24 protein-coding genes are annotated in these 24,751 nt (G+C 59.8%); 10 read left to right on the top strand and 14 right to left on the bottom strand.

All coding sequences use genetic code 11. The features are described from left to right. Nucleotides 1–253: 253 nt before the first annotated feature. Nucleotides 254–1,558, top strand: a complete 1,305-nt coding sequence (locus D781_RS06725) for a PAS domain-containing methyl-accepting chemotaxis protein (RefSeq protein WP_015671559.1) — start codon at nt 254–256, stop codon at nt 1,556–1,558. 32 nt (nt 1,559–1,590) lie between these two features. Here the strand turns inward: D781_RS06725 and D781_RS06730 are convergent, their stop codons facing one another. Further along, entirely contained in the window at nt 1,591–2,649 is a 1,059-nt protein-coding gene (locus D781_RS06730) for a nitronate monooxygenase (RefSeq protein WP_015671560.1), read from the bottom strand. A gap of 89 nt (nt 2,650–2,738) precedes the next feature. Here D781_RS06730 and D781_RS06735 point away from each other — a divergent pair, with 89 nt between their 5' ends. After that, entirely contained in the window at nt 2,739–3,614 is an 876-nt protein-coding gene (locus D781_RS06735) for a LysR family transcriptional regulator (RefSeq protein WP_015671561.1), read from the top strand. 50 nt (nt 3,615–3,664) lie between these two features. On the opposite strand, the gene glnQ is transcribed toward D781_RS06735, so the two are convergent. From glnQ to dps, 5 genes are all read right to left on the bottom strand, one after another. Continuing rightward, on the bottom strand, nt 3,665–4,387 hold the full coding sequence (glnQ, locus tag D781_RS06740) for a glutamine ABC transporter ATP-binding protein GlnQ (protein ID WP_015671562.1): 723 nt from the start codon (nt 4,385–4,387) through the stop codon (nt 3,665–3,667). Beyond that, on the bottom strand, nt 4,384–5,043 hold the full coding sequence (gene glnP / locus D781_RS06745) for a glutamine ABC transporter permease GlnP (protein ID WP_015671563.1): 660 nt from the start codon (nt 5,041–5,043) through the stop codon (nt 4,384–4,386). Before glnP ends, glnQ begins: the two co-directional genes overlap by 4 nt. Nucleotides 5,044–5,149: 106 nt before the next feature. Then, nucleotides 5,150–5,890: a glutamine ABC transporter substrate-binding protein GlnH gene (gene glnH, locus D781_RS06750; protein ID WP_015671564.1), complete on the bottom strand. Its 741-nt coding sequence runs from the start codon at nt 5,888–5,890 to the stop codon at nt 5,150–5,152. Between the two features lie 343 nt (nt 5,891–6,233). Further along, nucleotides 6,234–6,500 (bottom strand): DksA/TraR family C4-type zinc finger protein, encoded by a 267-nt coding sequence (locus D781_RS06755; RefSeq protein WP_015671565.1) that lies wholly within the window; start codon nt 6,498–6,500, stop codon nt 6,234–6,236. 88 nt (nt 6,501–6,588) lie between these two features. Beyond that, entirely contained in the window at nt 6,589–7,092 is a 504-nt protein-coding gene (gene dps, locus D781_RS06760) for a DNA starvation/stationary phase protection protein Dps (protein ID WP_015671566.1), read from the bottom strand. Nucleotides 7,093–7,696: 604 nt separating this feature from the next. On the opposite strand from dps, the gene D781_RS06765 reads away from it, so the two are divergent. Beyond that, nucleotides 7,697–8,905 carry an aldose 1-epimerase family protein gene (locus D781_RS06765; protein ID WP_015671567.1) on the top strand — a complete coding sequence of 403 codons (1,209 nt, stop codon included), beginning with the start codon at nt 7,697–7,699 and terminating at the stop codon, nt 8,903–8,905. Between the two features lie 43 nt (nt 8,906–8,948). Here the strand turns inward: D781_RS06765 and nanQ are convergent, their stop codons facing one another. Then, nucleotides 8,949–9,422: an N-acetylneuraminate anomerase gene (nanQ, locus tag D781_RS06770; RefSeq protein ID WP_015671568.1), complete on the bottom strand. Its 474-nt coding sequence runs from the start codon at nt 9,420–9,422 to the stop codon at nt 8,949–8,951. Between the two features lie 91 nt (nt 9,423–9,513). Then, entirely contained in the window at nt 9,514–10,401 is an 888-nt protein-coding gene (gene rhtA, locus D781_RS06775) for a threonine/homoserine exporter RhtA (RefSeq protein WP_015671569.1), read from the bottom strand. Nucleotides 10,402–10,799: 398 nt separating this feature from the next. Between rhtA and ompX the strand changes: the two genes are divergently transcribed. Continuing rightward, nucleotides 10,800–11,318, top strand: coding sequence for an outer membrane protein OmpX (gene ompX, locus D781_RS06780; RefSeq protein ID WP_015671570.1), 519 nt, complete (start codon nt 10,800–10,802; stop codon nt 11,316–11,318). Between the two features lie 86 nt (nt 11,319–11,404). Here ompX and D781_RS06785 read toward each other — a convergent pair whose 3' ends face one another. The 6 genes from D781_RS06785 to ltnD form a co-directional block, all read right to left on the bottom strand. Continuing rightward, nucleotides 11,405–11,944 carry a GNAT family N-acetyltransferase gene (locus D781_RS06785; protein WP_015671571.1) on the bottom strand — a complete coding sequence of 180 codons (540 nt, stop codon included), beginning with the start codon at nt 11,942–11,944 and terminating at the stop codon, nt 11,405–11,407. A 73-nt stretch (nt 11,945–12,017) separates the two neighbouring features. Beyond that, entirely contained in the window at nt 12,018–13,376 is a 1,359-nt protein-coding gene (locus D781_RS06790; protein ID WP_015671572.1) for a GntP family transporter, read from the bottom strand. A 121-nt stretch (nt 13,377–13,497) separates the two neighbouring features. Continuing rightward, the gene (locus D781_RS06795) at nt 13,498–14,274 is read right to left on the bottom strand and encodes an HPr family phosphocarrier protein (protein WP_015671573.1); all 777 of its coding nucleotides are present in this window, start codon (nt 14,272–14,274) and stop codon (nt 13,498–13,500) included. 2 nt (nt 14,275–14,276) lie between these two features. Then, a complete protein-coding gene (locus tag D781_RS06800) occupies nt 14,277–14,909 on the bottom strand; it encodes an aldolase (RefSeq protein WP_015671574.1) in 633 nt (210 codons plus the stop codon). After that, nucleotides 14,906–16,165, bottom strand: coding sequence for a 3-oxo-tetronate kinase (gene otnK / locus D781_RS06805; protein WP_015671575.1), 1,260 nt, complete (start codon nt 16,163–16,165; stop codon nt 14,906–14,908). The genes D781_RS06800 and otnK overlap by 4 nt, the downstream gene beginning before the upstream one ends. Continuing rightward, nucleotides 16,165–17,079 (bottom strand): L-threonate dehydrogenase, encoded by a 915-nt coding sequence (ltnD, locus tag D781_RS06810; RefSeq protein WP_015671576.1) that lies wholly within the window; start codon nt 17,077–17,079, stop codon nt 16,165–16,167. The genes otnK and ltnD overlap by 1 nt, the downstream gene beginning before the upstream one ends. A 265-nt stretch (nt 17,080–17,344) precedes the next feature. On the opposite strand from ltnD, the gene ygbI reads away from it, so the two are divergent. From ygbI to D781_RS06840, 6 genes are all read left to right on the top strand, one after another. Further along, complete coding sequence (gene ygbI / locus D781_RS06815) at nt 17,345–18,109, top strand: DNA-binding transcriptional repressor YgbI (RefSeq protein WP_015671577.1); 765 nt, start codon at nt 17,345–17,347, stop codon at nt 18,107–18,109. 456 nt (nt 18,110–18,565) lie between these two features. After that, on the top strand, nt 18,566–19,348 hold the full coding sequence (locus D781_RS06820) for a winged helix-turn-helix domain-containing protein (protein WP_015671578.1): 783 nt from the start codon (nt 18,566–18,568) through the stop codon (nt 19,346–19,348). Nucleotides 19,349–19,533: 185 nt separating this feature from the next. Beyond that, nucleotides 19,534–20,178, top strand: a complete 645-nt coding sequence (locus D781_RS06825; protein ID WP_015671579.1) for a response regulator transcription factor — start codon at nt 19,534–19,536, stop codon at nt 20,176–20,178. A gap of 617 nt (nt 20,179–20,795) precedes the next feature. Further along, the gene (locus tag D781_RS06830) at nt 20,796–21,326 is read left to right on the top strand and encodes a fimbrial protein (protein WP_015671580.1); all 531 of its coding nucleotides are present in this window, start codon (nt 20,796–20,798) and stop codon (nt 21,324–21,326) included. Between the two features lie 51 nt (nt 21,327–21,377). Then, nucleotides 21,378–22,112, top strand: coding sequence for a molecular chaperone (locus D781_RS06835; RefSeq protein ID WP_015671581.1), 735 nt, complete (start codon nt 21,378–21,380; stop codon nt 22,110–22,112). A gap of 38 nt (nt 22,113–22,150) precedes the next feature. After that, nucleotides 22,151–24,748 (top strand): fimbria/pilus outer membrane usher protein, encoded by a 2,598-nt coding sequence (locus D781_RS06840; protein ID WP_015671582.1) that lies wholly within the window; start codon nt 22,151–22,153, stop codon nt 24,746–24,748. Nucleotides 24,749–24,751: the final 3 nt, after the last annotated feature.

The raw sequence follows: 24,751 nt of genomic DNA on the forward strand, positions 1-24,751 counted from the left end.
AGAAATTTCCTGACTTTCCTTCCTTTTTTTCCGGCTTGCGTTATGCTCAGCGCGATCGGTAAAAATAACAAAGGCACAGCCTAATTCCTTATTAAATAATAACTTTTGTCAATTATTCAACTTCCGGTGATTCCCCTGCCGGCGGTGACACGGTGTGTTCTCCGTCCGGCAGCGCGCGTTGTGGTGGGAACGACGCGCGGAAATAGCAATGCGTTCTGAATATTCATCATTCCGCAAAATAAGGGTCCCACTTATGCCGTTACGTTTTACACAGTTAACCACCCGCAAGGCTGCCGAGCTGGCCGCCATTGAACGCGCCGTTGCCACTATCGCGTTTACTCCCGACGGCACGATACTGCGCGCCAACGATCTGTTTTTACAGCTGATGGGCTATACGCGTCAGGAGGTGGTCGGCCAGTCGCACCGTATTTTTTGTGAGGCGGCGTATGCCGCCAGCGCGGACTACCGGCGGCACTGGCAGCGGCTTGCCGAGGGGCAGGCGATTAGCGACACGGTGCAGCGGCGACGGAAAAACGGCGAGCCGCTGTGGCTGCAGGGCACCTATACGCCGGTGTTCGACCGCCGTGGCCGGGTGTGCGAGATTATCAAGATTGCCAGCGACGTCACCGCGCGCATTGTGCGCGACCAGGAGCATGTCAGCCTGCTGACCGCACTGAGCCGCTCGATGGCGATGATCACCTTCAGCCCGCAGGGCGTTATTTTAGACGCCAACGACAATATGCTGGCGCTGATGGGCTATAGCCTGGCGGAGGCGCGCGGGCAGTCGCACCGCATGCTGTGCCCGGCCGAATATGTCGCCAGCGCCGACTATCAGCAGCATTGGCAGCGGCTGGCGCGCGGCGAGTATATTACCGGCCGGTTTGAGCGGGTGAACCGGCAGGGCGCGCGGGTCTGGCTGGAAGCCAGCTATAACCCGATTCTGGATAACGAAGGGCGGGTGGTGAAAGTGGTGAAGATCGCGCAGGACATTACCCGCGTGATGCAGCAGCAACAGCAGGAGGAGGCGCTGATGCGCGACGTGCATCAGCTGTCGCTGGATACCGACCGCAGCGCGGCGCAGGGGGCGGACATTGTGCAGCGGGCGGTGGACGGCATGCAGCAGGTGGAAACGGCGGCGCAGCACACCTCGCAGCTGATCGGCGAGCTGGGGGACTATTCACAGCAGATCGATACGCTGGTGGCGGCGATGCGGAAAATTGCCGCCCAGACCAACCTGCTGGCGATCAACGCGGCGATTGAGGCGGCGCACGCCGCGGAGCACGGGCGCGGCTTTGCGGTGGTGGCCGGCGAGGTGCGTGCGCTGGCGGAACAGTCGCGCAAGGCGGCGGTGGAGATTGAAGGCATGACCAAGGCGATCCAGCACGGCGTGGCGGCGGCGATTGACGGCATGGCGACCTGCGTGGCGCAGGCGGGCGGCGGCGTGACGCTGACCCGCGACGCCGGCGCGGTGATCCATCAGGTCAATCTGGGCATGCAGGACGTGGTGAAGCTGATGCAGGCCTTCCGTTCGGTCAAGCAGGAGGAAACGGTGGATTGAGGACGCCCGCTGACGGGCGGGCATCGTTGAGGTCAGCCGGCCTGCCACTCGGCCACCAGGGTTTGCACCAGCTGCGCGGCGGGCATCTCCCGCGCCAGCGCGGCGCCCTGGCCGGCCCACTGGGCGCCGAAACCCGCTTCGCCCTGTGCGGCGGCGGCGGCGGCGAGCGCTTTGCCCAGCGCATAGGTCAGCGGATAGGGCGGAATGCTGTCCGGCGCGATGTCGCGGGCAAACTGGCAGAACGCATTATTGATGCACCTGGCCGGCCGGCCGGAGATGGCGGAGGTCATCACCGTATGGGCGGCCTGCGGGCTTTGCAGAGTGCGACGGTAAGCCGGATTGGCGGCGGACTCCGGGCACAGAATAAACGCGGTGCCCAGCTGGACGCCGGCCGCGCCCAGCTTCAGCATCGCAGCCATTCCCGCACCGTCCATAATGCCGCCGGCGGCAATCACCGGCACGTCGGTGACCTGCCGTATCGCCTGCAGCAGGGTAAAGGTGGTTAACCGGCGGTCGTCCTCCTGCAGATTAAACTGGCCGCGGTGCCCGCCGGCCTCAATGCCCTGCGCCACAATAAAATCTATCTGGCTGTCGGCGATCTGTCTGGCCTCTGCCGGCGTGGTGGCGCTGGCAAAGGTGACGATGCCGCGCGTCTTTAACTGGCCGATAAACGCGGCGGAGGGGAGGCCGAAGTGGAAGCTGACCACCGCCGGGCGCAGGGTTAACAGCACTTCCAGCATGCGCGCGTTGTCGTGAAACGTCTGGTAGATTTCGCTTAGTTCGGCGGGCGGTTCGGCGCCGTACTGGCGGAACAGCGGCGTGAAGCGTTCAATCCACGCCTGTTCCAGCGCCGCATCGCGCTGTACCGGCGGGTGGCAGAACACATTGACGTTAATCGGCCCGGCCGTCAGCGCCTGCGTTTTGCCGATCATCACTTCCGCCTGCTCCGGCGTGGCGGCGCCGACGCTGATGGAGCCTAACGCACCGGCGTTGCTGACCGCCGCCGCCAGTTCGGGGGTGGAGACGCCCGCCATCGGCGCCTGCACCAGCGGGTACTGCAGATTAAGCCGGGTACACAAAGCGTTTTTCATCGTTACACCTGTCTGAGTTCACGGTAAGGTAGATAAAATCTCGTGTAGAGACTTAAAAATCAATATCGTTTTCAAAATGAGAATGAAAGATGAACCATACTTCACTGGAAATCTTCAGGGTGGTGGCGGAAGAGCTGAGCATTAACCGCGCCGCCCGACGTGTGGGGCGGGTGCAGTCCAACGTGACGACGCGTATTCAGCATCTTGAAGAGGAGCTGGACGTTCAGCTGTTTATCCGCGAGAACCGCACGCTGCGGCTGTCGCCGCAGGGCAAGAAATTCCTGGCGTATGCCAACAAAATTCTCAGTCTGGCGGAGGAAGCGCGCCAGTCCCTGCATCCCCATCATCCGGGCGGCGCGCTGGCGTTTGGCGCGATGGAGTGTGCCGCCGCCAGCCGGCTGGCGCAGCCGTTGGCGGCCTTCAGCCGGGCGTGCCCGGCGGTGCAGCTGAGTTTTACCACGCTGCCGACGCGCCAGCTGACGGAAAAGGTGCAAAGCCGGGAGCTGGACTGCGCGCTGGTGGCGCTGCCGGTTAACGAGGAAGGCGAGGCGCTGTGCCCCGAGGGGCTGTCCTGCCTGCCGATGTTTGTCGAACGGCTGATGCTGCTGCAGTCGGCGGCGGCGGCGGAAGGCTCCGCGCCCAGCAGAAAACTGGCCGCCTTCGTTGACGGCTGCACCTATCGAGAGATCGCCCTGCGCCTGCTGGCCGGCGGGAAGGGGGAGCGGCCGCCCGAGGTGCAGGCGGTCGGCTCTTACCATTCGATGCTGGCCTGCGTCGCGTCGGGCAACTACTGCTGCCTGCTGCCGCAAAGCGTGTTGCAGCTGCTGCAGCTGCCGCCGGGGCTGTCCGCTACGCCCGCCGGCAGCGCCGTCACCCAGTTTATCTGGCGGACGGAGAGCCATTCGCCCGCCGTTGAAAGTATGCGCCGCACGCTGCTGGCAACCTCTGACTGGGCCGAGAGTTAGCGGCAAGATAACGGGGCCGCAAAGCGGCCCCGCGGGTGTGGCAGCCTGCCTCAGGAAACGTGCTGCAGGAACTCCTGCAGACGCTGGCTCGGCGGGTGGTTGATCAGCTGATGCGGATCGCCGTCCTGCGCGATGCGACCTTTGTCGATAAAGATCAGCCGCGAGGCCACCTTCTCGGCAAAGCCGACTTCGTGGGTGACGATCACCATGGTCATGCCTTCCTCAGCCAGATCCTGCATCACCTTCAGCACCTCGTGGCGCAGCTCGGGATCGAGCGCGGAGGTGGGTTCATCAAACAGCATCATTTTCGGCTTCACCGCCAGCGCGCGGGCGATGGCCACGCGCTGCTGCTGGCCGCCGGACAGCTCGGACGGGTAGTGATGCGCGCGTTCCGCCAGTCCCACTTTCGCCAGCAGCTCGCGCGCCAGCCGGTCGGCGTCGGTTTTACTCAGGCCGCGTACGCGGATCGGCCCGAAGGCGACGTTTTCCAGCGCCGTCAGGTGCGGGAACAGGTAGAACTGCTGGAACACCATCCCCGCCTCCTGGCGGATCAGCCGCTCGTCAACGTTCGGATCGTTGACCTTTAGACCGTCAACGATCAGATCGCCGCGAGTGATCTCCTCCAGTTTATTGATGCAGCGCAGCAGGGTGGATTTGCCGGAGCCGGACGGCCCGATAATCACCACCACTTCCCCCTGATTAATCTTCAGGTCGATATCATGCAGCACCTGGGTTTGGCCGAAGTGCTTGGAGACGTTGTTAAATTCAATCACAGGATTTTCATCCTTCTTTCCAGACGACGCAGCACAAAGCTCAGCACCAGCGTGATGATCAGATAAATGACGGCGACGGCGCTCCAGATTTCCAGCGCGCGGAAGTTGCCGGCGATGATTTCCTGCCCCTGACGGGTCAGCTCGGCGACGCCGATAACGATAAACAGCGAGGTGTCCTTAATGCTGATAATCCACTGGTTGCCCAGCGGCGGCAGCATGCGGCGCAGCGCCAGCGGCATGATCACATGGCGGATGGTTTCACGCCGCGACAGGCCGAGCGCCAGACCGGCCTCGCGAAAGCCGTTATGGATCGACAGCACCGCACCGCGGGTGATCTCGGCAATGTAGGCGCCGGAGTTGATCATAATGGTCACCACCGCGGCGGTGAACGGGTCGATACGCAGGTCGGTAAAGGCCATGGGCAGCGCGAAGTAGATAAACATCACCTGCACCACGATCGGCGTACCGCGGATCACTTCGATAAACACCAGGGCGATATGGTTGGCGATCCAACCGCCGTAGGTGCGGGCAAAACCGGCGACAAGGCCGATAATCAGGCCGCCGATCAGACCGAGGACCGAAATCCACAGGGTCATCTTGGCGCCTTCTAACAGAATGGGCAGGGCGGGCCAGATGGCGCTCCAGTCGAACTGCATGGTGTTTTACTCCCGGTGTTCCCCAACGGTGGGGATCAGACACAGCCGCACACGGCGGACCGCGCGGTGGCGGCGCCGTGTGCGATGAACACGCGGTCAGACGTGACTATTTGGGTTCGGTACCGAACCATTTTTTATAGATTTGGTTGTAGGTGCCGTTTTCACGCAGCGTTTTCAGCGCGCCGTTGACCTTCTCGCGCAGCTCGCTGCCTTTCGGGAAGGCGATGCCGTACTGCTGCGCTTCCAGCGAGTCGCCTACCGTTTTGAATTTGCCGGCGCCGGCGGTCTTGATGAAGTACAGTATGTTCGGCGTATCGTGCAGCACCGCGTCGGCGCGCTTGGTGCCCAGCTCCATATAGGCGTTGTCAATATTCGGGAACTGACGCAGGTCCTTGGTTTTTACATGCTCCTTCACGTAATCCACCGAACCGGTGCCGCTCTTCACCGCCACCACTTTGCCGTTCAGGTCGTTGACGTTCTTCACGTCGTTATTGTCGGCGTTGACCATCACCAGCAGGCCGCTTTGGTAGTAGCCGTCGGAGAAGTCGATGGCCTTCTGGCGCTCTTCGGTAATGGTGATGCCGGCCAGCGCCAGATCGACGTTTTTGGTCTGCAGCGCCGGGATAATGCCGCCGAAGTCCATCGGCTTCAGGGTGTAGTCCAGCTTCAGCTCTTTGGCGATGGCGGCCCACAGGTCGATATCGAAACCGACGTACTGATTACCCTGCTTGAATTCAAAAGGAACGAAGGCGGTGTCGGTGGCGACCACCAGTTTGTCTGCTGCGTGAGAACTTACGGCAAAGGCCAGCGACAGGGCGGCCAGCGAGGTTTTAAACAGTGACTTCATGAGAGGAATTTCCTGTACAGGTTGTGGTTGACCCATTTTTTTATTGCATTATCGCTATGAAATAATCGTGCCACGTCTGCGATTTCTATAAAAACAAAGGGTTAAGATGTGATGTTGTGCCGTTACGGCGAGTTATTATGTGTACGCCCTCACGCGGCGCCCCGTTAAGGTGCGGGCGCTCGCAATCGGGGCGTTGGCTTATGATTAACTAAAAACTGGTGGAGAAACAACCGAAAGTTAACAATTTGGCATCAATATTGATAACTAAATCTAACTTTTTGGCGCAACGCAGGGGATGTCGCAGCGCAAAAAAAACCGGTCAGGCGGCCCTGACCGGCGGGTATTAACGTAGTTGGCTGTCTTTGCTGCCGCGGCGGTTGTATAAACTGCCGGCGGCGTGTTTTTTATCCAGCGCGCTCTGGCAGTTCAGACAGTAGCGCACGCCTTGTAACGCCTGGCGGCGCGCCAGCGGGATCTCTTCCCCGCACTCCTGACAGTAATGCTCGCTTTCGCCGTGCCCCAGCGCCTGCCGGGCGCGCTGTACGGCATCGTCAACGGTGGAATCGATTTGATCCTGAACCGCGCCGTCTGCCGCCCATCCGCTTGCCATAAGCCACCTCCTGCAGTGAAACACTTCTCAACAGAATATGGCGTTTTTTTCGCCGATTTCAAGCGTTGCGCGCCGGAGGCACCCGGGGTTATTCGATATTGGCCTCGATAAACCACAGGAATTTATCCAGATCGCGCGAGGCGGCGGTAAAGATATCTGCGGTATCTTCGTCATCCACGGCGCTGATTGCCTGGCGGATGTCGTTCGCCACCACGCCGTAGCGGTCGGCCAGCGCTTTCAGGTGTTCCTGCACGCTGTGGATATGCGTCGGGTAGCTTTGCAGCGGCGTGGCCGCGTTGACGGTCTGCACGGTGCCCAGCGCAGTGCCGCCCAGTTGGACTACGCGCTCGGCGAAGATATCCAGGTGATCGGTAATCGCGGTGCGGAAGCCGTCGAGCATTTCATGCACGGCGATAAAGTTGGCGCCACGCATGTTCCAGTGCGCCTGCTTGGTGATCAGCGACAGGTCGATAAACTGCGTGAGCTGGTGGTTCAGGATACTGATGGTCGTCAGCTTGGTTTTTTCATCCATATCATTGCGGGTGTACAGCAGATCAGAAGATTTCGTTTTCACCAGTTTTGCGGTACTCATAAAGATATCCTCTTAAATTGTTGTCCCAAATTTATTACGAAATAATTATAGCAGCGCCGGGTTATTTTACCGGCTGATAAAGGCTATGGATTAAATAGGTATGGGCTATGTGGCAGGCTGACTGGTTAAATTAATGTTAATTCTCGAGTTTATGTTATTGATTGATAAATAAGGATTTTTATTTTTAATCTGCTGGTGTGGGATTATTTCTTCAATCACCGCTCTGATACGGCGTTTAATTAAGCGTTGATAATTAACGGATAAATTTATCTACCGCCTTTGACCGTCTTGGTTATGTTTTATAAGCCTGCATTGAGGCGGGTTTTATGCCTTGAGAAGGTTTTTCCCCTATGCGGCGTACGGCGGTAACCTTCAGGCTGCGGCGCCGCGCTGACACCGTTCAGCTTGATGGTGATGTCTGGCACGCTTTACCTGCAACAGGCCACTTCCATGCACAATAAAGTTTGCAGCAGATAACGTCTGGCCACCTTGCTGACGGCCCATGATAGGAACAGTGACTCGCTTCGCATTTTCAGCGCCGGTGAAAATCTACTTTGTCACTGCTTTAGCTAAAACCTTTCAGCTAACTACATGAGGCAGAATAATGAAGACGCTAACCGCAGTTTCCGTCGCTATCTCTTTGATTTCCGGCTATGCCAACGCACAAACCATCGTATTGACCGACAGTGAAAAAGGCATTGAACAGGGCAACTGGCAAACCGACAGCCACAAGCTGAAGCTGGCGGGCGCCGATTTCAGCCTGCGTCAGCAGGTGCTGCACGGCGGTAAACAGGAAGGCTCCAAGGTGATTACCCTGACCAGCCCCGGCGGCCTGACCATCGCGCTCAGTCCGACGCGCGGCATGGATATTTTGCATGTTAACGGCGGCGGCGTGCGGCTGGGCTGGGATTCGCCGGTCGATGAGGTGGTGAACCCGGCCTATATCAATCTGGAAAGCCGTAACGGCCTGGGCTGGTTGGACGGCTTTAATGAAATGCTGGTGCGCTGCGGCTTTGAATGGACCGGGCATCCGGGCGTTGAAGACGGCACGCTCTATACGCTGCACGGCCGCGCCGGCAATACGCCGGCCTCCAAGGTGCTGGTGGAGATTGATGACCAGGCGCCGCATACGGTGCGCATCCGCGGTTTGCTGAAGGAAAATACCTTTAAGAAAAGCAACCTGGAAACCTGGACCGAGCTGCGCTACGTGCCGGGAAGCAGCGCCTTTACCATTGAGGACCGCCTGACCAACCGTGCGGACTATCCGCGGGACTACCAAATTATCTACCACAGCAATTTCGGTAAACCGCTGCTGGAAGAGGGGGCGCGCTTCAGTGCGCCGATCAAGGAGATTTCACCGTTTAATGCCTATGCCCGCGCCGGGCTGAAGAGTTGGCCGCAGTATCAGGGGCCGACCCAGGGCTTTGATGAAATGGTGTTTAATATTGTGCCCTATGCCGACGCCGAGGGAAAAACGCTGGCGATGCTCAGCAACCGCCAGGGCGACCGCGGCGTCTCCATTGACTTTAATACCCGGCAGTTGCCGCTGCTGACGCTGTGGAAAAATACCGACACCGAGCGGCAGGGCTATGTCACCGGCATCGAACCCGGCACCAATTATGCCTATCCGGTACATATCGAGCGCGAGCAGGGGCGTATCAAACAGCTGGCGCCGGGGCAGAGCACGCAGTTCACGCTGACCTACACCCTGCTGCAGAACGCCCGGCAGGTTAAGCAGACCGCAGAGCGGGTCAGCGCGCTGCAGGGCGGCCGCGAGGTCAAACTGCGGGAACAGCCGATCGCGGAGGAATAGTCAGGGCGGCGTCAGGCCGGCGCGGCGGCCTGACGCTGGGACGTTAGAAATCATACGGCTGTTCATAGTGCACTTTGACGATCGCTTTTTTAATCAGCTGCGGGCAGCGCAGCAGGCAGCCGGTTTTGTGAGGTTCAAACGGGAAAAACAGCACGAACATGCCGGGCGTCATATGCAGCGTCTGCCACGGACGGCGAATATCGGCCCGCTGGTAATCCTGCTGCTGTTGATAGGCCTCACAGTGAATCTCGCTGCCCGGCAGGCCGTAGTCGATGCGCTCTTCGCCGCTTAGCAGTATCTGGATATCCAGATACTGGTAGTGCAGCACGGCGCGCTTTTGTTCGGCAGGCTCGGTGGTTAGTTCGACCACCTCCATAAAGATGCGATCGCCGTCAATATCGTGGCGTCCCAGGGGCAGGTTAGGCAGATCTTGCTGACGCACCTGAGTCAGAATGTCAGCCAGATCTGAAGACAGCCCCTGTCCATAGCGGGGATTAAATAAACTATTTAAGATCATTCAGCTTCTCCGTTCCGTCGATAAAAATTCCCACACTTATTGTGGCTATTTTATCGGCGAAAAACAGTTAAGCCGTCCGCAATCCGATGATCTAAGGCAGGCTTTCAATGCGCGGTTTTGGCCTGATGGTCAGCGTCGCGCCCATGGAGGCGATGATAATGGCGCTTAGCGCCAGCCATTGCACCTGCGTCAGGTGTTCACCAAGGAAAATCATGCCGGAAAAGGCTGCCATTGCCGGTTCCAGGCTCATCAGGGTGCCGAAGGTGCGCGCCGGAATCTTCGGCAGCGCAATAATCTCCAGCGAGTAGGGCAGCGCGGTGGATAAAATGGCGACGCCCAGCGCCAACGGCAGGATATCCACATTAAGCAGCGCCGCGCCGGTGTGCCAGGCACCGATAGGGGCGAACACCAGCGTGGCGATCAGCGACCCGACCGCTACGGTGCCCGGGCCGTGATCGCCGCCGGCTTTCTGACCAAAAATAATATACACCGCCCAGCAGGCGCCGGCGCCCAGCGCACAGGCGGCGCCAAGGGGATCGATGCTGTTGACGCCGTCGCCGAGCGGCAGCAGAAAGACCAGCCCGGTGATGGCCAGCGCCACCCAGACAAAGTCGATCGCCCGGCGGGATGAGAACATCGCCACCGCCAGCGGGCCGGTGAACTCCAGCGCCACGGCGATGCCCAGTGGCACGGTGCGCAGCGACAGATAAAACAGATAGTTCATCGCCCCCAGCGCCAGGCCGTAAATCAGCAGCGGCAGGCGGGTGCCGGCGCAAAAACGCATGCGCCACGGGCGGAAGATGATAAACAGAATCAGCGTGCCGATGCACAGACGCAGCGTGGTGATCCCTTCGGCACCGACCAGGGGAAACAAACTTTTCGCCAACGATGCGCCGCTCTGAATTGACACCATGGCGACCAGCAGTAAGCAGACCGGCAGCAGTATAGAAGACGCTTTTGCAGAAACCGACGAAGACATCCTTTTAAGCCTTAATTATGCATTCCCGCAGCAGGGGAGATCGGAGGAAAATGAGACAGATTGCAGTGTAATGAATCGCCGACGTTCTGTCTGCGAAAAGCGTGCGAAGGCGATTTTTAAACGGTTTGTTTAAGTAAAATTGGTGCGTTAGCACAAAAAGTGCGCATTTTATTAAGAAAAATCTGGATATTAAATAGGTGATTTTTGTCACGCTAGAGGATAGAATACGTCCGAAAATTAAGCGAAAAGAAGCGGATACAATATTCTTGTAATCTTCTGTTACACGATATCAAGTGTTAGACACTCAAATCGGGGCAGAGTTTCACGCTAATTTTTGTTATATTTTCATCGTATAGACAAATGGATGTACTTAATAATAAAACGCGTTTGAGGTGGTTATGAAAAAAATTGCATGTCTTTCAGCAGTAGCAGCTTGTGTATTAGCAGTGACCGCAGGTACTGCGTTCGCTGGTCAGAGCACCGTAACCGGTGGCTACGCTCAGGGCGATTTCCAAGGCGTTGCCAACAAAGCTGACGGCTTCAACCTGAAATACCGCTACGAGTTCGACAACAACCCACTGGGTGTGATCGGCTCTTTCACTCACGTAGAGAAAGATCGTGCTGAGAACGGTACTTACAACAAAGCTCAGTACAACTCTATCACCGCAGGTCCTGCTTACCGTTTCAACGACTGGGCAAGCATCTACGGCGTGATCGGTGTGGGCTACGGTAAAAACGTTGCTAACGCGCAGGACGGTTCTCGTCGCGGCGGCAGCAGCGACTACGGCTTCAGCTACGGTGCTGGCCTGCAGTTCAACCCAATCCAGGAAGTTGCTCTGGATGTTGGTTACGAGCAGAGCCGTATCCGCAACACCGACATCGGTATCTGGAGCGTTGGCGTAGGCTACCGTTTCTAAGAATTATCGTTAGCGGCCCGCCATCGGCGGCCGTTTACGACAAAAAATCCGCCCTCGGGGCGGATTTTTTTTGCCTGCGCCTCGGCTCAGAGCGTTTGCTCCATCACCAGCACCGTCCGCTGATGGTACTCGGCGCGGTGGGTCTCACGAAAGCCAATCTTGTGCGCCACCCTGATTGAGGGCTGGTTATGCGGTGAGATAATGCACTGCGTTCTGCCGCCCGGCAGCGCGTCTTTCCCCCAGGCCAGCGCCGCCCGTAGGGCCTCCGTGGCGTAGCCTTTGCCCTGGGCTGCGGTGCACAATAGCCAGCCCATTTCCGGAGCCTCCAGCGCCGGTGAGATCTCACGCTGATAGTTGGCGAAGCCGAGGCTGCCGATAAATTGGCCGCTGTGTTTCTCGCGCACCGCCCAGTAACCGTAACCCAGCAGCTGCCAGTGGCCGAGATAGCGCAGCAGACGTCCCCAGCTTTCTTCGCGGTCGCGCCCGGCGCCGCCGCCAATATAGCGCATCACCTGCGGATCGGCGCTCATCGCCGCGATGGCGTCGAAATCGTCCAGGGTGTAAGCGTCCAGAATTAGGCGTTCGGTGGTGAGGCGAGGGGCGGTGGTCACTAAGGGTGAATTCATTGTTCCTGCTCTCCGCAAGGTGCGGACGCACGCGCGGCGCGTCCGCAGGGGAAAAGAATAGGAATTCAGTATGCTATACCAGCAGCCATAAAAGCCAGGTAAACAGAAAGCCGCTGACGCTGAGCACGGTGGTCAGCACCGTCCAGGTTTTCAGCCCGTCGGCGACCGACAGGCCAAGGTATTTGGTGACGATCCAGAAACCGGAGTCGTTAACGTGCGACAGTCCCAGCCCGCCGAAGCAGGTGGCCAGCGTCACCAGCACCAGCTGGAGATGATTAAGCCCGCCGACCGCCTCTGACAGCAGCCCGCCGGTGGTCAGAATGGCCACCGTGGCCGAACCCTGCGAGGCGCGCAGCGCCAGCGAGATGATAAACGCCGCCGGGATCAGCGGTAGGCCGATGGTGGTCAGCACCTCGGCCAGCGCCTTGCCGACGCCGGACTCCACCAGCACCTTGCCGAATACCCCGCCGGCGCCGGTCACCAGAATCACCACCGCGGCGGTCGGCAGTGCCGCGCCCATCACATCGCTGGTGTGCTGCAGGCTCCAACCGCGGCGCACAGCCAGGAAATAATAGGCCAGCGCCAGCGCTATCATCAGCGCCACCGCCGGCGCCCCCAGCAGCGACAGCGCGTCGCGCAGGCCGGAGCCGGGTTCCAGCAGCGTGGCGGAGACGGTGCCGGACATGATAATGGCGATAGGGATGATAATCAGCGCGGCGATCAGCCCGGCGCTCGGCGGGTTGAGGCGATCGCTGATCGGCGCGTTGCTCTCCGGCGCGGCCAGCTGCAGCTGCTCCAGCACCTCGATCGACAGCGGGTAGGCCTTGCGGTTCAGGTAGCCGGCGACGAAGTAACCGATAATGCCGACCGGCACGCAGATCGCCAGGCCGATAATGGTCAGCCAGCCGATATCGCTGCCGAGCAGGCCGGCGGCCGCGACCGGGCCGGGATGCGGCGGCAGTGCCACGTGCACCGTCAGCATCACGCCGGCCATCGGCAGGCCGAATTTGAGCGGCGACACCTTCGCCACCTTGGCGAAGCCGTAAATAATCGGCGCCAGAATAATAAAGCCGACGTCGAAGAACACCGGAATGCCGAGGATAAAGGCCGCCATGGTCAGCGCGGCGACGGTGCGTTTGGGGCCCAGCGCCTGGCTGAAGCGCTGCGCTAGCGATTCCGCGCCGCCGGAATGCTCGATCATGCGGCCCAGCATCGCCCCGAGGCCGATAATAATGGTGACCGAACCGAGCACGCCGCCCATACCGGCGGTCATAACGCCCATCACTTCGCCGGTCGGAATGCCGGCGGCCAGCGCCACCAGCAGGCTGACCGCCAACAGCGCGATAAACGGCTGGACTTTGGCCTTGATAACCAGCAGCAGGAGCAGCATCACTCCGGCCAGCGCTATAAACAGTAACATTGTGGTAGACATGGTGTTGCCTTTAAGCAGGTTCCCCGTCTGTGCGGGGTACAGAAGCCCAGGCGCCGCGATCGCCGGGTGAGCCGGCGATACGGGCGCACGTATTGTTATAGGGTGTGCTTGGCGTTAACGGTTACAGATAGGGCCTGACCCACGCCAGCCCGGCGTCAGTGGCCGCGCGCGGCTGGTATTCACAGCCGACCCAGCCGTCGTAGCCGAGACGATCCAGCTGTGCGAACAGCCAGGGGTAATTCAGTTCGCCGTCGTCCGGCTCGTGGCGGTCCGGCACCCCGGCGATCTGGATATGGCCGTAGCGTCCGGCCAGCGTCTGCATCAGGCCGCTGATATTGCCGTCCACCAGCTGCGCGTGGAAAAAGTCGAACTGGATAAACAGGTTAGGGCGATCGACCTCCGCCTGCAGCGCCGCCGCCTGATGCTGGCTGGAAAACAGGTAGTTCGGTTTCACCTGCGGGCTGAGCGCCTCAATCATCACGTTAATGCCGTTCGGGGCGAAAGCGTCGGCGGCATAGCGCAGGTTGCTGATAAAGGCCGTGCGATAGGCCGCCGGATCCGCGCCGGCGGGCACCACGCCGGCCATCACGTGCACGCTGGGGCAGCCCAGCGCCAGCGCATACTCCAGCGCGCGATCGATATCGGCGCGCGCCTCGGTTTCACGCCCCGGCAGCGCCGCCAGTCCCCATTCGCCGGCGGCGGCATCGCCCGGCGCGGTGTTGAACAGCACCTGCAGCAGACCGTGCCGGCGCAGCTGTTGCGCCAGCAGATCGGCGGGATAGTCATAGGGGAATAGGTATTCGACCGCTTTAAAGCCGGCGTCGGCCGCGGCGGCAAAGCGCTCCAGAAACGGCAGTTCGGTAAACATCATCGATAAATTGGCGGCAAATTTAGGCATCATCAGCTCCGTAACTCGGCAATTTCATCATCGGTCAAATAGCGGATCGGGCGGTCGCCGAGGGTGAAAATCAGCTTCGCCGCGTCCTCCATCTCTTCGGTGTTGTCTGCGGCGGCGCGCAGATCCTTACCGGTAACGACCGGCCCGTGGTTAGCCAGCAGGAAGGCGCGGTAGGACGGCGCCAGCCGCGCCAGATCCTCGGCCAGACGCTCGTCGCCGGGCCGGTAGTAAGGCACCACCGGCACCTGGCCGACGCGCATCACCACATAAGGGGTGAAAGGCTTGATGGCGTTGCGGGTGTCCAGCCCCTGCAGGCAGGAGAGGGCGGTCAGATAGGTGCAGTGCAGATGCACCACCGCTTTGCACTCCGGGTTATTCAGGTACAGCGCACGGTGGAAGCTGATCTCTTTTGACGGTTTGTCGCCGGAGATCCACTCGCCGTGCAGGCTGACCTTGGACAGGCGTTCCGCCTGCAGCTCGCCGAGGCAAGAGCCGGTCGGCGTGGCCAGCAGGTTGCCGTCCGGCAGCAGCAGCGACAGGTTGCCCGCCGAGCCTGTGGCGTAGCCGCGCTGGAAGAATGAGGCGCCGAGGCGCACCATCTCTTCGCGCGCCTGTTGTTCGGTGGTGTGCGTCATAACGGGAACTCCGTTTGTGCTCGGGCAAAGAAGTTTTCGTCGCCGAAATTACCGGATTTCAGCGCCAGGGAGACCGGCTGTTCAATGGCGCGCACCCAGGGTACGCCGGGAGAAATGCACGGGCCGATGTGGAAGCCGCGGATAGCCAGCGCCTGCGTCACCACGCCGGAGGTTTCGCCGCCGGCGACGATAAAACGCCGGAAACCGGCCTGATGCAGCAACTGCACCAGCGCGGCGAACAGCGCTTCGACCGCCTGGCTGGCGGCGTCCACGCCGTATTGCTGCTGCGTCTGCCGCAGCGCTTCCGGCTCGGCGGTGGCGTACAGCAGCGGCGCGAGATCGCCGCTCTGCGCCTGCACCCAGGCACTCAGCTCGCGGGCATAGCGCGCGCGTTCGTCCTCGCCGATGCAGCGTGCCACGTCGATGGCCTGCGCTGCCGCCTGCTGGCGATAGCGGGCCACCTGCTTATTGGTCATGGTGGAGCAGGAGCCGGAGAGCACCACGGCCTTCTCCCCCTGCGGCGCGCCGGCGGCCTGAGCCTGCGTCTGGCCTGGCTGCGCCCACTGGCGGGCCAGACCGATCGCCAGGCCGGAGCCGCCGGTGACCAGTTTCATCGCCTTCAGCGCCGCGCCCTGGGTCAGCAGGTGTTGTTCATTCAGCGTATCGAGCACCACATAGCGTACGCCCTGCTGCGCCAACTGCTGCAGGCGGGCGCGTACGCCGTCGGCGCCGGTGTCCATGACGGCGGCGTCAATCAGTCCGCAGCGGCCGGCGGCCTGCGCCTCCATCAGCCGCAGCAGATTGCTGTCGGTCATCGGCGTGACCGGGTGGTTGCGCATGCCGGACTCGGACAGCAGCTGATCCATCACAAACAGGTAGCCCTGATACACGGTGCGGCCGTTGACCGGCAGCGCTGGTGAAATCACCGTCTGGCTTTCCCCCAGCGCATCGAGCAGCGCATCGGTCACCGGACCGATATTGCCGCGGGCGGTGCTGTCGAAGGTGGAACAATATTTGAAGTAAAACCGTTGGCAGCCCTGGCGCTGCAGCCAGGCCAGCGCCTGCAGCGACTGCGCGACTGCCTGCTCTGCCGGGCAGGATCGCGATTTAAGGCTGATCACCACCGCCTGCGCGTCGACGGCGGCGTCGCTGTCCGGTACGCCGTTCAGCTGTACCGTCGACAGGCCATTTTCCACCAGAAAGCTGGCGATATCGGTGGCGCCGGTAAAATCATCAGCAATTACGCCAAGCAACATTATGGCAACTCCTGTTTTTGCGGCAGTTCGATGCCGGTGAAGATTTTGATCACTGCGCTGTCGTCTTCTTTACCGTAGCCGGCGTTGCTGGCGGAGGTAAACATATTCAGCGCGGTGGAGGCCAGCGGCAGCGGGAAGTGCAGCGCCTTGGCGGTGTCGGCCACCAGTCCCAGATCCTTGACGAAGATATCCACCGCCGATTTCGGCGTATAGTCACCGTCGACCACGTGGCGCATGCGGTTTTCAAACATCCAGGAGTTGCCGGCGGCGTGGGTGACCACGTCGTACATCACATCCAGCGGAATGCCGGCGCGGGCGGCCAGCGCCATCGCTTCGGCGCCGGCGGCGATATGCACCCCGGCCAGCAGCTGGTGAATGATTTTCACCGTGGCGCCGAGGCCGATTTCGTCACCGACGCGGTACACTTTAGCCGCTACGGCGTCGAGCAGCGGCTGCAGCCGGGCGAAGGTGGCGTCACTGCCGGCGGCCATCACCGTCATCTCGCCGGCGGCGGCTTTCACCGCACCGCCGGATACCGGCGCGTCCAGCATGCTCAGCCCCTGCGCGGCCAGCCGCTCGGCGATATCGGTGGCATCGGCGGCGGAAATGGTCGAGGAGACCATCACCGGCGTGCCGGGCTTCAACTGGCCGGCCAGACCGCGTTCGCCAAACAGGATCTGTTTGACCTGGACGGCATTCACCACCAGCAGCATCACCGCGTCCAGTTCGGCGGCAAACGCATCGGCGTTGGCGGCCACCTGCTTGGCACCCGCTTGCTCCAGAGCGGCGCGTGCCTGTGGATTGAGATCGACGCCGTAGGTGGTTAAGCCGGCGTTGATGCAAGATTGTGCGGCGCCCATGCCCATGGAGCCGAGGCCCACGATGCAGACGGCGTAGTTGGCGGGTTGTGTCATACAGACTCCGTGTTAATTTTAGTGATATTTTGTTCTCATGTGTTAAATGTAAGCGTTTTTAAGCGCCTGTAGGGTGACCGTCTTCACAAAAATTAACGATGAATGCTGTGTGAGTCACGACGTATTCGCAGAGATAAAACGCTAATCATTTGTTTATCTGACAGATTATCGCTTTTGCCTACTTTACCCCCGGTGCGGCGCTTGCTGTCAGCGCACGAAAATTGACGTAAAATCACAATAATTATCAGCAGTAAGGAGAGGTCCTGTGATCCCGGTAGAACGCCACCAACAAATTTTGGCCCTGGTTGCCGAACGCGGCGCGGTCAGCATCGCCGAACTGACGGAACGGCTGGCGGTGTCGCATATGACCATCCGGCGCGATCTGCAGAAGCTGGAAGAGCAGGGGGCGGTGATCGCGGTATCCGGCGGGGTGCAGGCGGCCGAGCGGCTGGCGATTGAGCCGTCGCATCAGGATAAGGAAGGGATGTTCAGCCAGCAGAAGGCGGCGATCGGCGCGCTGGCAGCCAGCCTGATCCCGGCCAACAGCTGTATTTATCTGGATGCCGGTACCACTACGCTGGCGCTGGCGAAGCAGATCGGCGAGCGCGGCGATTTAACGGTGGTTACCAATGATTTTGTGATTGCGGCCTACCTGTTGGAAAACAGCCAGTGCGAACTGATCCACACCGGCGGCACGGTGTGCCGGGAAAACCGCTCCTGCGTGGGCGAGGCCGCGGCGCAGGCGCTGCGCCAGCTGTTTATCGATCTGGCCTTTATTTCCGCCTCATCCTGGAGTATGCGCGGCCTGTCAACGCCAAGCGAGGATAAAGTGGCGGTGAAAAAGGCCATTGTCGACGCCAGCCGGCGGCGCATCCTGCTGAGCGATACTTCTAAATATGGCAAGGTGGCTACCTATCTGGCACTGCCGATCGCGGTGTTTGACGCCATTATTACCGATAGTTATCTGCCCGATGCCGCCCAGACTGCTATTCAGCAGGCGAATATTACCCTGCATATGACCGGCGAATAGCCGGTCAATATCCTGGTGCTTTCTGGCCCGACCTTTGGCGCGCTGCCGGCGGCAGCGTGGATGCGGGCCGGTGCGGCCGCCTTTTCCCGCAGCGCACGGGGCTGAATACCCGAAGTTGTGCACGATATTCACATTAAATCCTACGGTTAGTTAGGGCTTAACCTTACTTTTAAGCTTAAAATTTTATTAAATGCCCTATAAAAAACTAACTTTACCGATATTGACTTTTGAATATATCCATTCTGACCGCCTTTGTATACTCTAACCGAAAATGGCAAGAAAATTCCTAATTGTTGTCGGCGATGAGAAAAGGTATTGGATTCCCGCTGTTATTCATTTTGAACGCAACGTTTTCTTTTATAATCAACGAGGAATTTTACGCAATTAACGTGGTTTCCGGTTAACATCCGTATAGCATTCTTTGCTAACGGCGAATGCTTAAGTATAGTAGGAAATATGAAATATAGAATTAATGGACAGATTCTTTTTGATACGGACAGTGGCAGTCTGGGATTAGCAGGTTTTCCGGAAGAAGCCCTGGCTATTTCTAACCCGTCAAAGCGGTTATTGCTTTTACTTATTACTCACCACGGCGAACAGGTCAGCCGAGAACTGATATTCCGCAAGGTGTGGGATGATTACGGCATGGTGTCCAGTAATAACAACCTTAACCAGTGCGTGAGCAAATTACGGCGGGTGTTAAAAACGTTGGGTATTGATGACGAGGTCATTATTACCGTACCCAAAGTCGGCTTTATGCTGGCGCATAATATTACGCTGGAGGCGGATGAGACGGTCATCACGCCGCCGCAGGCCGCCGCGCTTGAGCAGGGTGAAGTCCGCACCGGGTCCCGGTGCGCTGCCGGGCGGCGTTTACGTTGCGGCGTGGCACTTGGGGGATTGCTGCTGCTGGTTATCTGCGTCGGCATTTGGCTGATTTATCGTAACAGTGAGGTCAGGCAGGAACGTCTGATTGGCGAGGTGAATAACTGCAAGATCTTTTTATCGGCGCCGCGCGCCACAATGTATGGCAACGAGCAACAGGTTAACGATATGCTGGCGTATATTAACGCCAATCCGCAATGGTGCCAGAATGACGAGTATTTACTGCTGCTCAGCAGTAATCAGGTGGGTACCTACATTAAAGGCGTTTCCCGGCTGTTTATTTTGACGTGCCGGGTGGAGCGTGAATACCGCGTTGAGGTTTGCCATAGTCAAAAAGAGCGGCCGCTACTTTAGCCTGCGCTGCATAATAATACTCCAGCCGTGCTTTAATTTATCACATCATAACGATTAATTAACATAGCGGCTGCCGTAAACGTAAATTATTTTGCAGGTGTATATTATTTTTTTAGATGATTCATTTATTATTTGACCATTGAGCGTCGCAGCGTGGTCGATAAATGTCATCGCGCGAGGGGAAAATGAAAAATAACGATCAGAACCGTAATTTTATTTTATATGATGCGATGCCATGGGTCGGTATGGGGTTGGAGGCTTTTTTACGCCCGTTGAGTACAGTGACGCAGTCGGTTGCCAGCCTTAGCGAGCTGAAGACGGTGCTGTCGCAACAACCCAGGCAAACGGTGATCATGGAACTGTACGGCGCGCAGGAGTGCCTCTATGACGGCCTCTATTTTATCCTGCATGAGAAAGCCTTCTGGCCGAATACGCCCTGGATAGTGCTGACGGATATCAAAAATCACAGCGTTTTGCGTCTGTTGTCGTCGAGCCCGGATAGCGTGCTGGTGTCCAAATGCGACGGTTTGGCTGCGATTTTGGACGGTATCTCTGCGGCGCATCATGGCGTGCACTATCTCAGCCCGACTATCCGGCGCTGTATTGCCGGCCGGCAGAAGATCACGGCGTTCAGGCAGCTGTCCGACAGCGAATGGCGCATCCTGGCGTTGATGGCGGCGGGCTTCTCCGTCAAAAGCATCGCGACGGCCACCTACCGTTCCTACAAAACGGTGAGCACGCATAAGCTGAACATCATGCATAAGCTTGGCCTGAATCAATGCGGTTTTATCCACCTGCTGCTCTCGCTGCGTACCCGTTGGCCGTGCTGAACGGCCGGTAATGTGCGGGGCTGTCCGGCATTGGTGCGCGCAGCCTGTTAGCCCTGCCTTCCCGTGCCGCCAACTCTTTCCTCCCGCATTGTCGCATCACCAAATCACCGCAACACCACATCGCCATTCCGGCAGCGTCTATGGCTCGGAGGATAGCCCGTCGTGATGCCTGTTTTATCCGCATTGCCTGCGGGTTATTCACGGGCTCCGCATGCCTGCCCGTCAGCGGTGAATATTCCGGCTAATTAAGCCTAAATATCAGCAGCTGAATCTACGGTGGAAACGCACCTGGCAGAGTTTTTTTATTAAGAATCGATGTAATTCACTTGTCGGTGGAGTTTAAATCTAAATATTTGTTATTTGTTGGTTAATGAGTCTATCGATTGAATTTCGATATAAGATTTGTCTCGTCAAATCAGGCCAATCAACCGAAGGCGCCTGATGCGCTTTCAAGGATTGGCCGGCCGCGATGTAGTCAGTTTTTTCCCGCTTTACAGCGTGCTGTTGCGGGGATAAACCGCCAGTCGCCAAAGGAAAGTGCACGACCCAGGAACCGGCGGAAGGGAACATTGTTCAACGACCCGCCTCATATTCAACTTGAAGGGAAATTACATTCTATGACTATCAGCAAAATCGCTCTCGCCGTTGCCGCCATGACGCTGTCCGGCGTCGCCTCAGCCACCAACACCATCCAGTTTCAGGGCGAGGTCTCAGACCAGACCTGTACCGTAAGCATCAACGGCAATGCCTCCACGCCGGTGGTGCTGTTGCCGACGGTTTCCAAGGCTGACCTGGCGACCGCCGGCGCCACCGCGGGCCAGACGCCGTTTACCATCGGCCTGACCGGCTGTACCGCCGATGCGGCAAACGCCACCGCCGTTAAAACGGTATTCGTGGCCAACAATCTGACCAGCGACGGCCGCATGGGTAATACCGGCAGCGCGACCAACGTTTCGCTGGAGCTGATTGACCCGGCGACCCCTGCTACGCCGCTGGATCTGAGCGGCCAAGCGGGGACGCCGGGGCTGAACCTGGCGGCCGGCGCCACCTCCGCCTCTTACGACTTTGCCGTGCGTTACTACTCTGAAGGCGGTGCGACCGCCGGTTCGGTGCTGGGTAGCGTGCAGTACGCCGTATCGTATCAGTAATGGTGTTTCCCCTTCCGCCGGTGCGGAAGGGGGTTTTGCGAGGCCGCTTATATGACGATCAAGGGATTTTGTCTGTCACTTTGTCTCACCAGCGCGCTGCTGGCCGGATCGGCCATGGCCAGCGTGGTTATGCTGAACACCCGGGTGATTTACCCGGCGGACGCCCAGTCGCAGACCGTGCAGTTCACCAATCAGGGGGATATCCCCTATGTCATGCAGATGTGGACCGACGTGAATAACCCGTCGTCGACGCCGGAAAATGCCGACGGGCCGTTTGTCACGGTGCCGACGCTGTTTCGCGTCGAGCCAAAGAGCGGCCAGTCGGTCCGGCTGGTGTTTACCGGTAAGGATCTGCCGCAGGACCGCGAGTCGGTGTTCTATCTGAATTCGGCGCAGATCCCGCCGAAAAACGCCGTCAGCGGCGCCGAGAACCAGATGCTGGTGGTGCTGCGCAACCGGGTGAAAATTTTCTATCGGCCGAAGAATCTGCCGGGCAGCGCCGACGGCGTCGGCGGACAGCTGCGTTTTTCCCTGCGTCAGCAGGACGGGCAGTGGCGGCTCAACGCCTATAACGATTCCAGCTATTACGCCTCGGTGATCGGCGCAGCGGTGCAGGTCGGCAACCGGGACGTGCCGTTCAAGACGGATATGATCGCCCCCAGGTCGCAGGCCAGCTGGCCGCTGTTGCAGCGTACGCTGTCGCCGGCCGGCGCGCAGAAAGTCACGTTTACCCTGGTTAATGACTACGGTGGCCATATCAAGGTGGAAGCGCGCCTGAGTCAGTAAAACGCGCGCTGCGGAGTTGCACGTAAGGGACTGAAGGGATGCAAACAACAATCACATATTCCGGTAGCGCACGGGAGAGTGCGTCGCCAGGCGTGATGCCCGGCTGCGGCGCGCGCCTAAAACCGCTGGCGTTGACGCTGGGGCTGCTGACGCCGCTGGCGGCCGGTGCCGGCCAGTATGAATTTGACGACAGTATGCTGGTGGGCAGCGCGGGACAGCAGAGCCTGGCCCGCTTTAACCGTGCGCACACGGTGGCGCCGGGCGACTATCAGGTCGATATTTTTATCAACGGCGCTTTTCTCTCCCGCCAGACGCTGAGGTTTGCCGCGCTGCCCGCTCAGGAGACGGTGGTTCCCTGTTTCAGCCGCGACGCGCTGATCGCCGCCGGCATTTTACCGGACAGCATCAAAAGCCGTGCCGCACAGACGACCACCAATGCCTGCCTACCTCTGGAGCAACAGGTTGCTGGCGCCAGCAGCCGCTTTGATTTTGCCCGTCTGCGGCTGGATGTGTCCGTGCCGCAGGCGCTGATGAAGCGCGTAGCGCGTGGCTCGGTGCCGCTTGCCGAACTGTCCGCCGGCGAAACGCTGGGGTTCGTCAACTATGACAGCAACTATTACCGCAGCAAGAACAGCGGCACGACCAGCGATTCGATCTATCTCGGGCTGAACAGCGGCTTTAATCTGGGGCTGTGGCAGCTGCGTCAACAGTCGAGCTATACCCGCTATACCAGCGATCACAGCGCCGCGCTCAGCCGCTGGAAATCGGTGCGCACCTACCTGCAGCGGCCGCTGCCCGCGATCAACGGCCAGCTGACGCTGGGTGACAGCTTTACTTCCGGCAGCCTGTTCAGCAGCCTCGGCTTCCGCGGCGTCCGGCTGGAAACCGACGACCGCATGCTGCCGGAGTCGCAGCGTGGCTACGCGCCGACCATCCGCGGGGTTGCCGCCACCACCGCCAAAGTGAGCGTTACGCAGGCCGGTACGCAGATTTATCAGACCACGGTGGCGCCGGGCGCCTTTGTGATTGACGACCTCTATCCCACCAGTTACCAGGGCGATCTGGTGGTGGAGATTCAGGAGGCTGACGGCCGGGTATCGTCATTTACCGTACCGTTTTCGGCGGTGCCGGACTCGCTGCGCCCGGGGCGTGCGCGCTTCAACCTGTCGGCCGGGCAGGTGCGCAACCTTGGCGACAACGACGATCTGTTTGCCGAACTCAGCTACCAGAGCGGGGTGAGCAACGCGCTGACCGCCAACGGCGGCGTGCGCATCGCCGACGGCTATCAGGCGCTGCTCGGCGGCGCGGTGCTTGCCAGCCGCTTCGGCGCATTGGGTATCAACGCGGTGTATTCGCGCGCCGATATGTGGGGCGATACGCTGGACGGCTGGCGCGTCGGCGCCACCTACAGCCGCACCTTTACCCCGACCAACACCACGCTGGCGCTGGCGGGCTATCGCTACTCCACCGAAGGCTACCGCGATTTGGGCGACGTGCTGGGGCTGCGCAATGCGCGTGACCGCGACGCGGTCTGGCGTTCCAGCACCTACCAGCAGAGCGAGCAGTTTGTTGCCACCGTCAGTCAGGGGTTGGGGACGTACGGCCAGCTCTATTTTTCCGGCTCGACCAGCAGTTACCGCGGCGGCCGCGGGCGCGATACGCAATACCAGCTGGCATACTCGCACAGCTATCGCAACCTGAGCTATAACCTGTCGCTCAGCCGTCAGCAGACCGGCAGCACCCGCTATGGCCTGCAGGATGCAAGCTACGTGGCGGGCGGCACGACGCAGAACGTGGTGATGCTGTCGGTGTCGTTGCCGCTGGGCGGCGGCTCGCGTTCGCCGATCCTGTCGGCCGGCGTTAGCCATCAGAGCGGCGATCGCGGCTATAGCCATTATCAGTCGGCGCTGTCCGGCACGCTGGGTGATGACCAGAGCCTGAGCTACGCGTTGAACGGTGCCTATGACACGGGCGGCGCCGGCAGCAGCTTCGGCGCCAATCTGACCAAGCAGACCGCGGTCGCTACGTTGGGGGCCAATCTGTCCCACGGCAAACATTACACCCAAGGCGGCCTGAGCGCGCGCGGCGCACTGGTGGCGCATGCCGGCGGCGTGACTCTCGGGCCGTACCTGAGCGATACCTTTGCGTTGGTGGAAGCGGAGGGCGCTAGCGGCGCGGAAGTGATGAACGGTATGGGGGCGAAGATCGACCGTTTCGGCTATGCCATTGTACCGTCGCTGGTGCCTTACCGTTACAACGACGTCACGCTGGACGCCAAAGGGGCGGAGAACGTTAACGCTGAACTGACGGAGAACCAGCAGCGCATCGCGCCGTACGCCGGGGCGGCGGTGAAAGTGCGCTTCAAGACGCTGGAAGGCTACCCGCTGCTGATCAAACTCAGCCCGTCCGGCGGCGCGCTGCCGCTCGGTGCCAACGTTTACGATGACGGTAACGCAGTGGTTGGCCTGGTCGGCCAGGGTAATCAGATCTATGCCCGGGCGTTGAAGCAACGCGGCGTGCTGCGGGTGAAATGGGGTGAGTCGGCCGAGGCGCAGTGCACGCTGCGGTACGATTTACGCGGTCAGGCTGTGAAACAGTCGCTTTATCGTCTGGCGTTGCCCTGCGTGAGCCAGTGACGA

Origin of the sequence: Serratia sp. FGI94 (genome assembly GCF_000330865.1) — a bacterium.
Classification (GTDB): Bacteria; Pseudomonadota; Gammaproteobacteria; order Enterobacterales; family Enterobacteriaceae; genus Serratia_B; species Serratia_B rubidaea.

Bases quoted from the DNA above. Each gene is read 5' to 3' on its own strand.
- D781_RS06725 (WP_015671559.1), top strand. From the start codon at position 254: ATGCCGTTACGTTTTACACAGTTAACCACCCGCAAGGCTGCCGAGCTG.
- D781_RS06730 (WP_015671560.1), bottom strand. From the start codon at position 2,649: ATGAAAAACGCTTTGTGTACCCGGCTTAATCTGCAGTACCCGCTGGTG.
- D781_RS06735 (WP_015671561.1), top strand. From the start codon at position 2,739: ATGAACCATACTTCACTGGAAATCTTCAGGGTGGTGGCGGAAGAGCTG.
- glnP (WP_015671563.1), bottom strand. From the start codon at position 5,043: ATGCAGTTCGACTGGAGCGCCATCTGGCCCGCCCTGCCCATTCTGTTA.
- glnH (WP_015671564.1), bottom strand. From the start codon at position 5,890: ATGAAGTCACTGTTTAAAACCTCGCTGGCCGCCCTGTCGCTGGCCTTT.
- D781_RS06755 (WP_015671565.1), bottom strand. From the start codon at position 6,500: ATGGCAAGCGGATGGGCGGCAGACGGCGCGGTTCAGGATCAAATCGAT.
- dps (WP_015671566.1), bottom strand. From the start codon at position 7,092: ATGAGTACCGCAAAACTGGTGAAAACGAAATCTTCTGATCTGCTGTAC.
- D781_RS06765 (WP_015671567.1), top strand. From the start codon at position 7,697: ATGAAGACGCTAACCGCAGTTTCCGTCGCTATCTCTTTGATTTCCGGC.
- nanQ (WP_015671568.1), bottom strand. From the start codon at position 9,422: ATGATCTTAAATAGTTTATTTAATCCCCGCTATGGACAGGGGCTGTCT.
- rhtA (WP_015671569.1), bottom strand. From the start codon at position 10,401: ATGTCTTCGTCGGTTTCTGCAAAAGCGTCTTCTATACTGCTGCCGGTC.
- ompX (WP_015671570.1), top strand. From the start codon at position 10,800: ATGAAAAAAATTGCATGTCTTTCAGCAGTAGCAGCTTGTGTATTAGCA.
- D781_RS06785 (WP_015671571.1), bottom strand. From the start codon at position 11,944: ATGAATTCACCCTTAGTGACCACCGCCCCTCGCCTCACCACCGAACGC.
- D781_RS06790 (WP_015671572.1), bottom strand. From the start codon at position 13,376: ATGTCTACCACAATGTTACTGTTTATAGCGCTGGCCGGAGTGATGCTG.
- D781_RS06795 (WP_015671573.1), bottom strand. From the start codon at position 14,274: ATGCCTAAATTTGCCGCCAATTTATCGATGATGTTTACCGAACTGCCG.
- D781_RS06800 (WP_015671574.1), bottom strand. From the start codon at position 14,909: ATGACGCACACCACCGAACAACAGGCGCGCGAAGAGATGGTGCGCCTC.
- otnK (WP_015671575.1), bottom strand. From the start codon at position 16,165: ATGTTGCTTGGCGTAATTGCTGATGATTTTACCGGCGCCACCGATATC.
- ltnD (WP_015671576.1), bottom strand. From the start codon at position 17,079: ATGACACAACCCGCCAACTACGCCGTCTGCATCGTGGGCCTCGGCTCC.
- D781_RS06820 (WP_015671578.1), top strand. From the start codon at position 18,566: ATGAAATATAGAATTAATGGACAGATTCTTTTTGATACGGACAGTGGC.
- D781_RS06825 (WP_015671579.1), top strand. From the start codon at position 19,534: ATGAAAAATAACGATCAGAACCGTAATTTTATTTTATATGATGCGATG.
- D781_RS06830 (WP_015671580.1), top strand. From the start codon at position 20,796: ATGACTATCAGCAAAATCGCTCTCGCCGTTGCCGCCATGACGCTGTCC.
- D781_RS06835 (WP_015671581.1), top strand. From the start codon at position 21,378: ATGACGATCAAGGGATTTTGTCTGTCACTTTGTCTCACCAGCGCGCTG.
- D781_RS06840 (WP_015671582.1), top strand. From the start codon at position 22,151: ATGCAAACAACAATCACATATTCCGGTAGCGCACGGGAGAGTGCGTCG.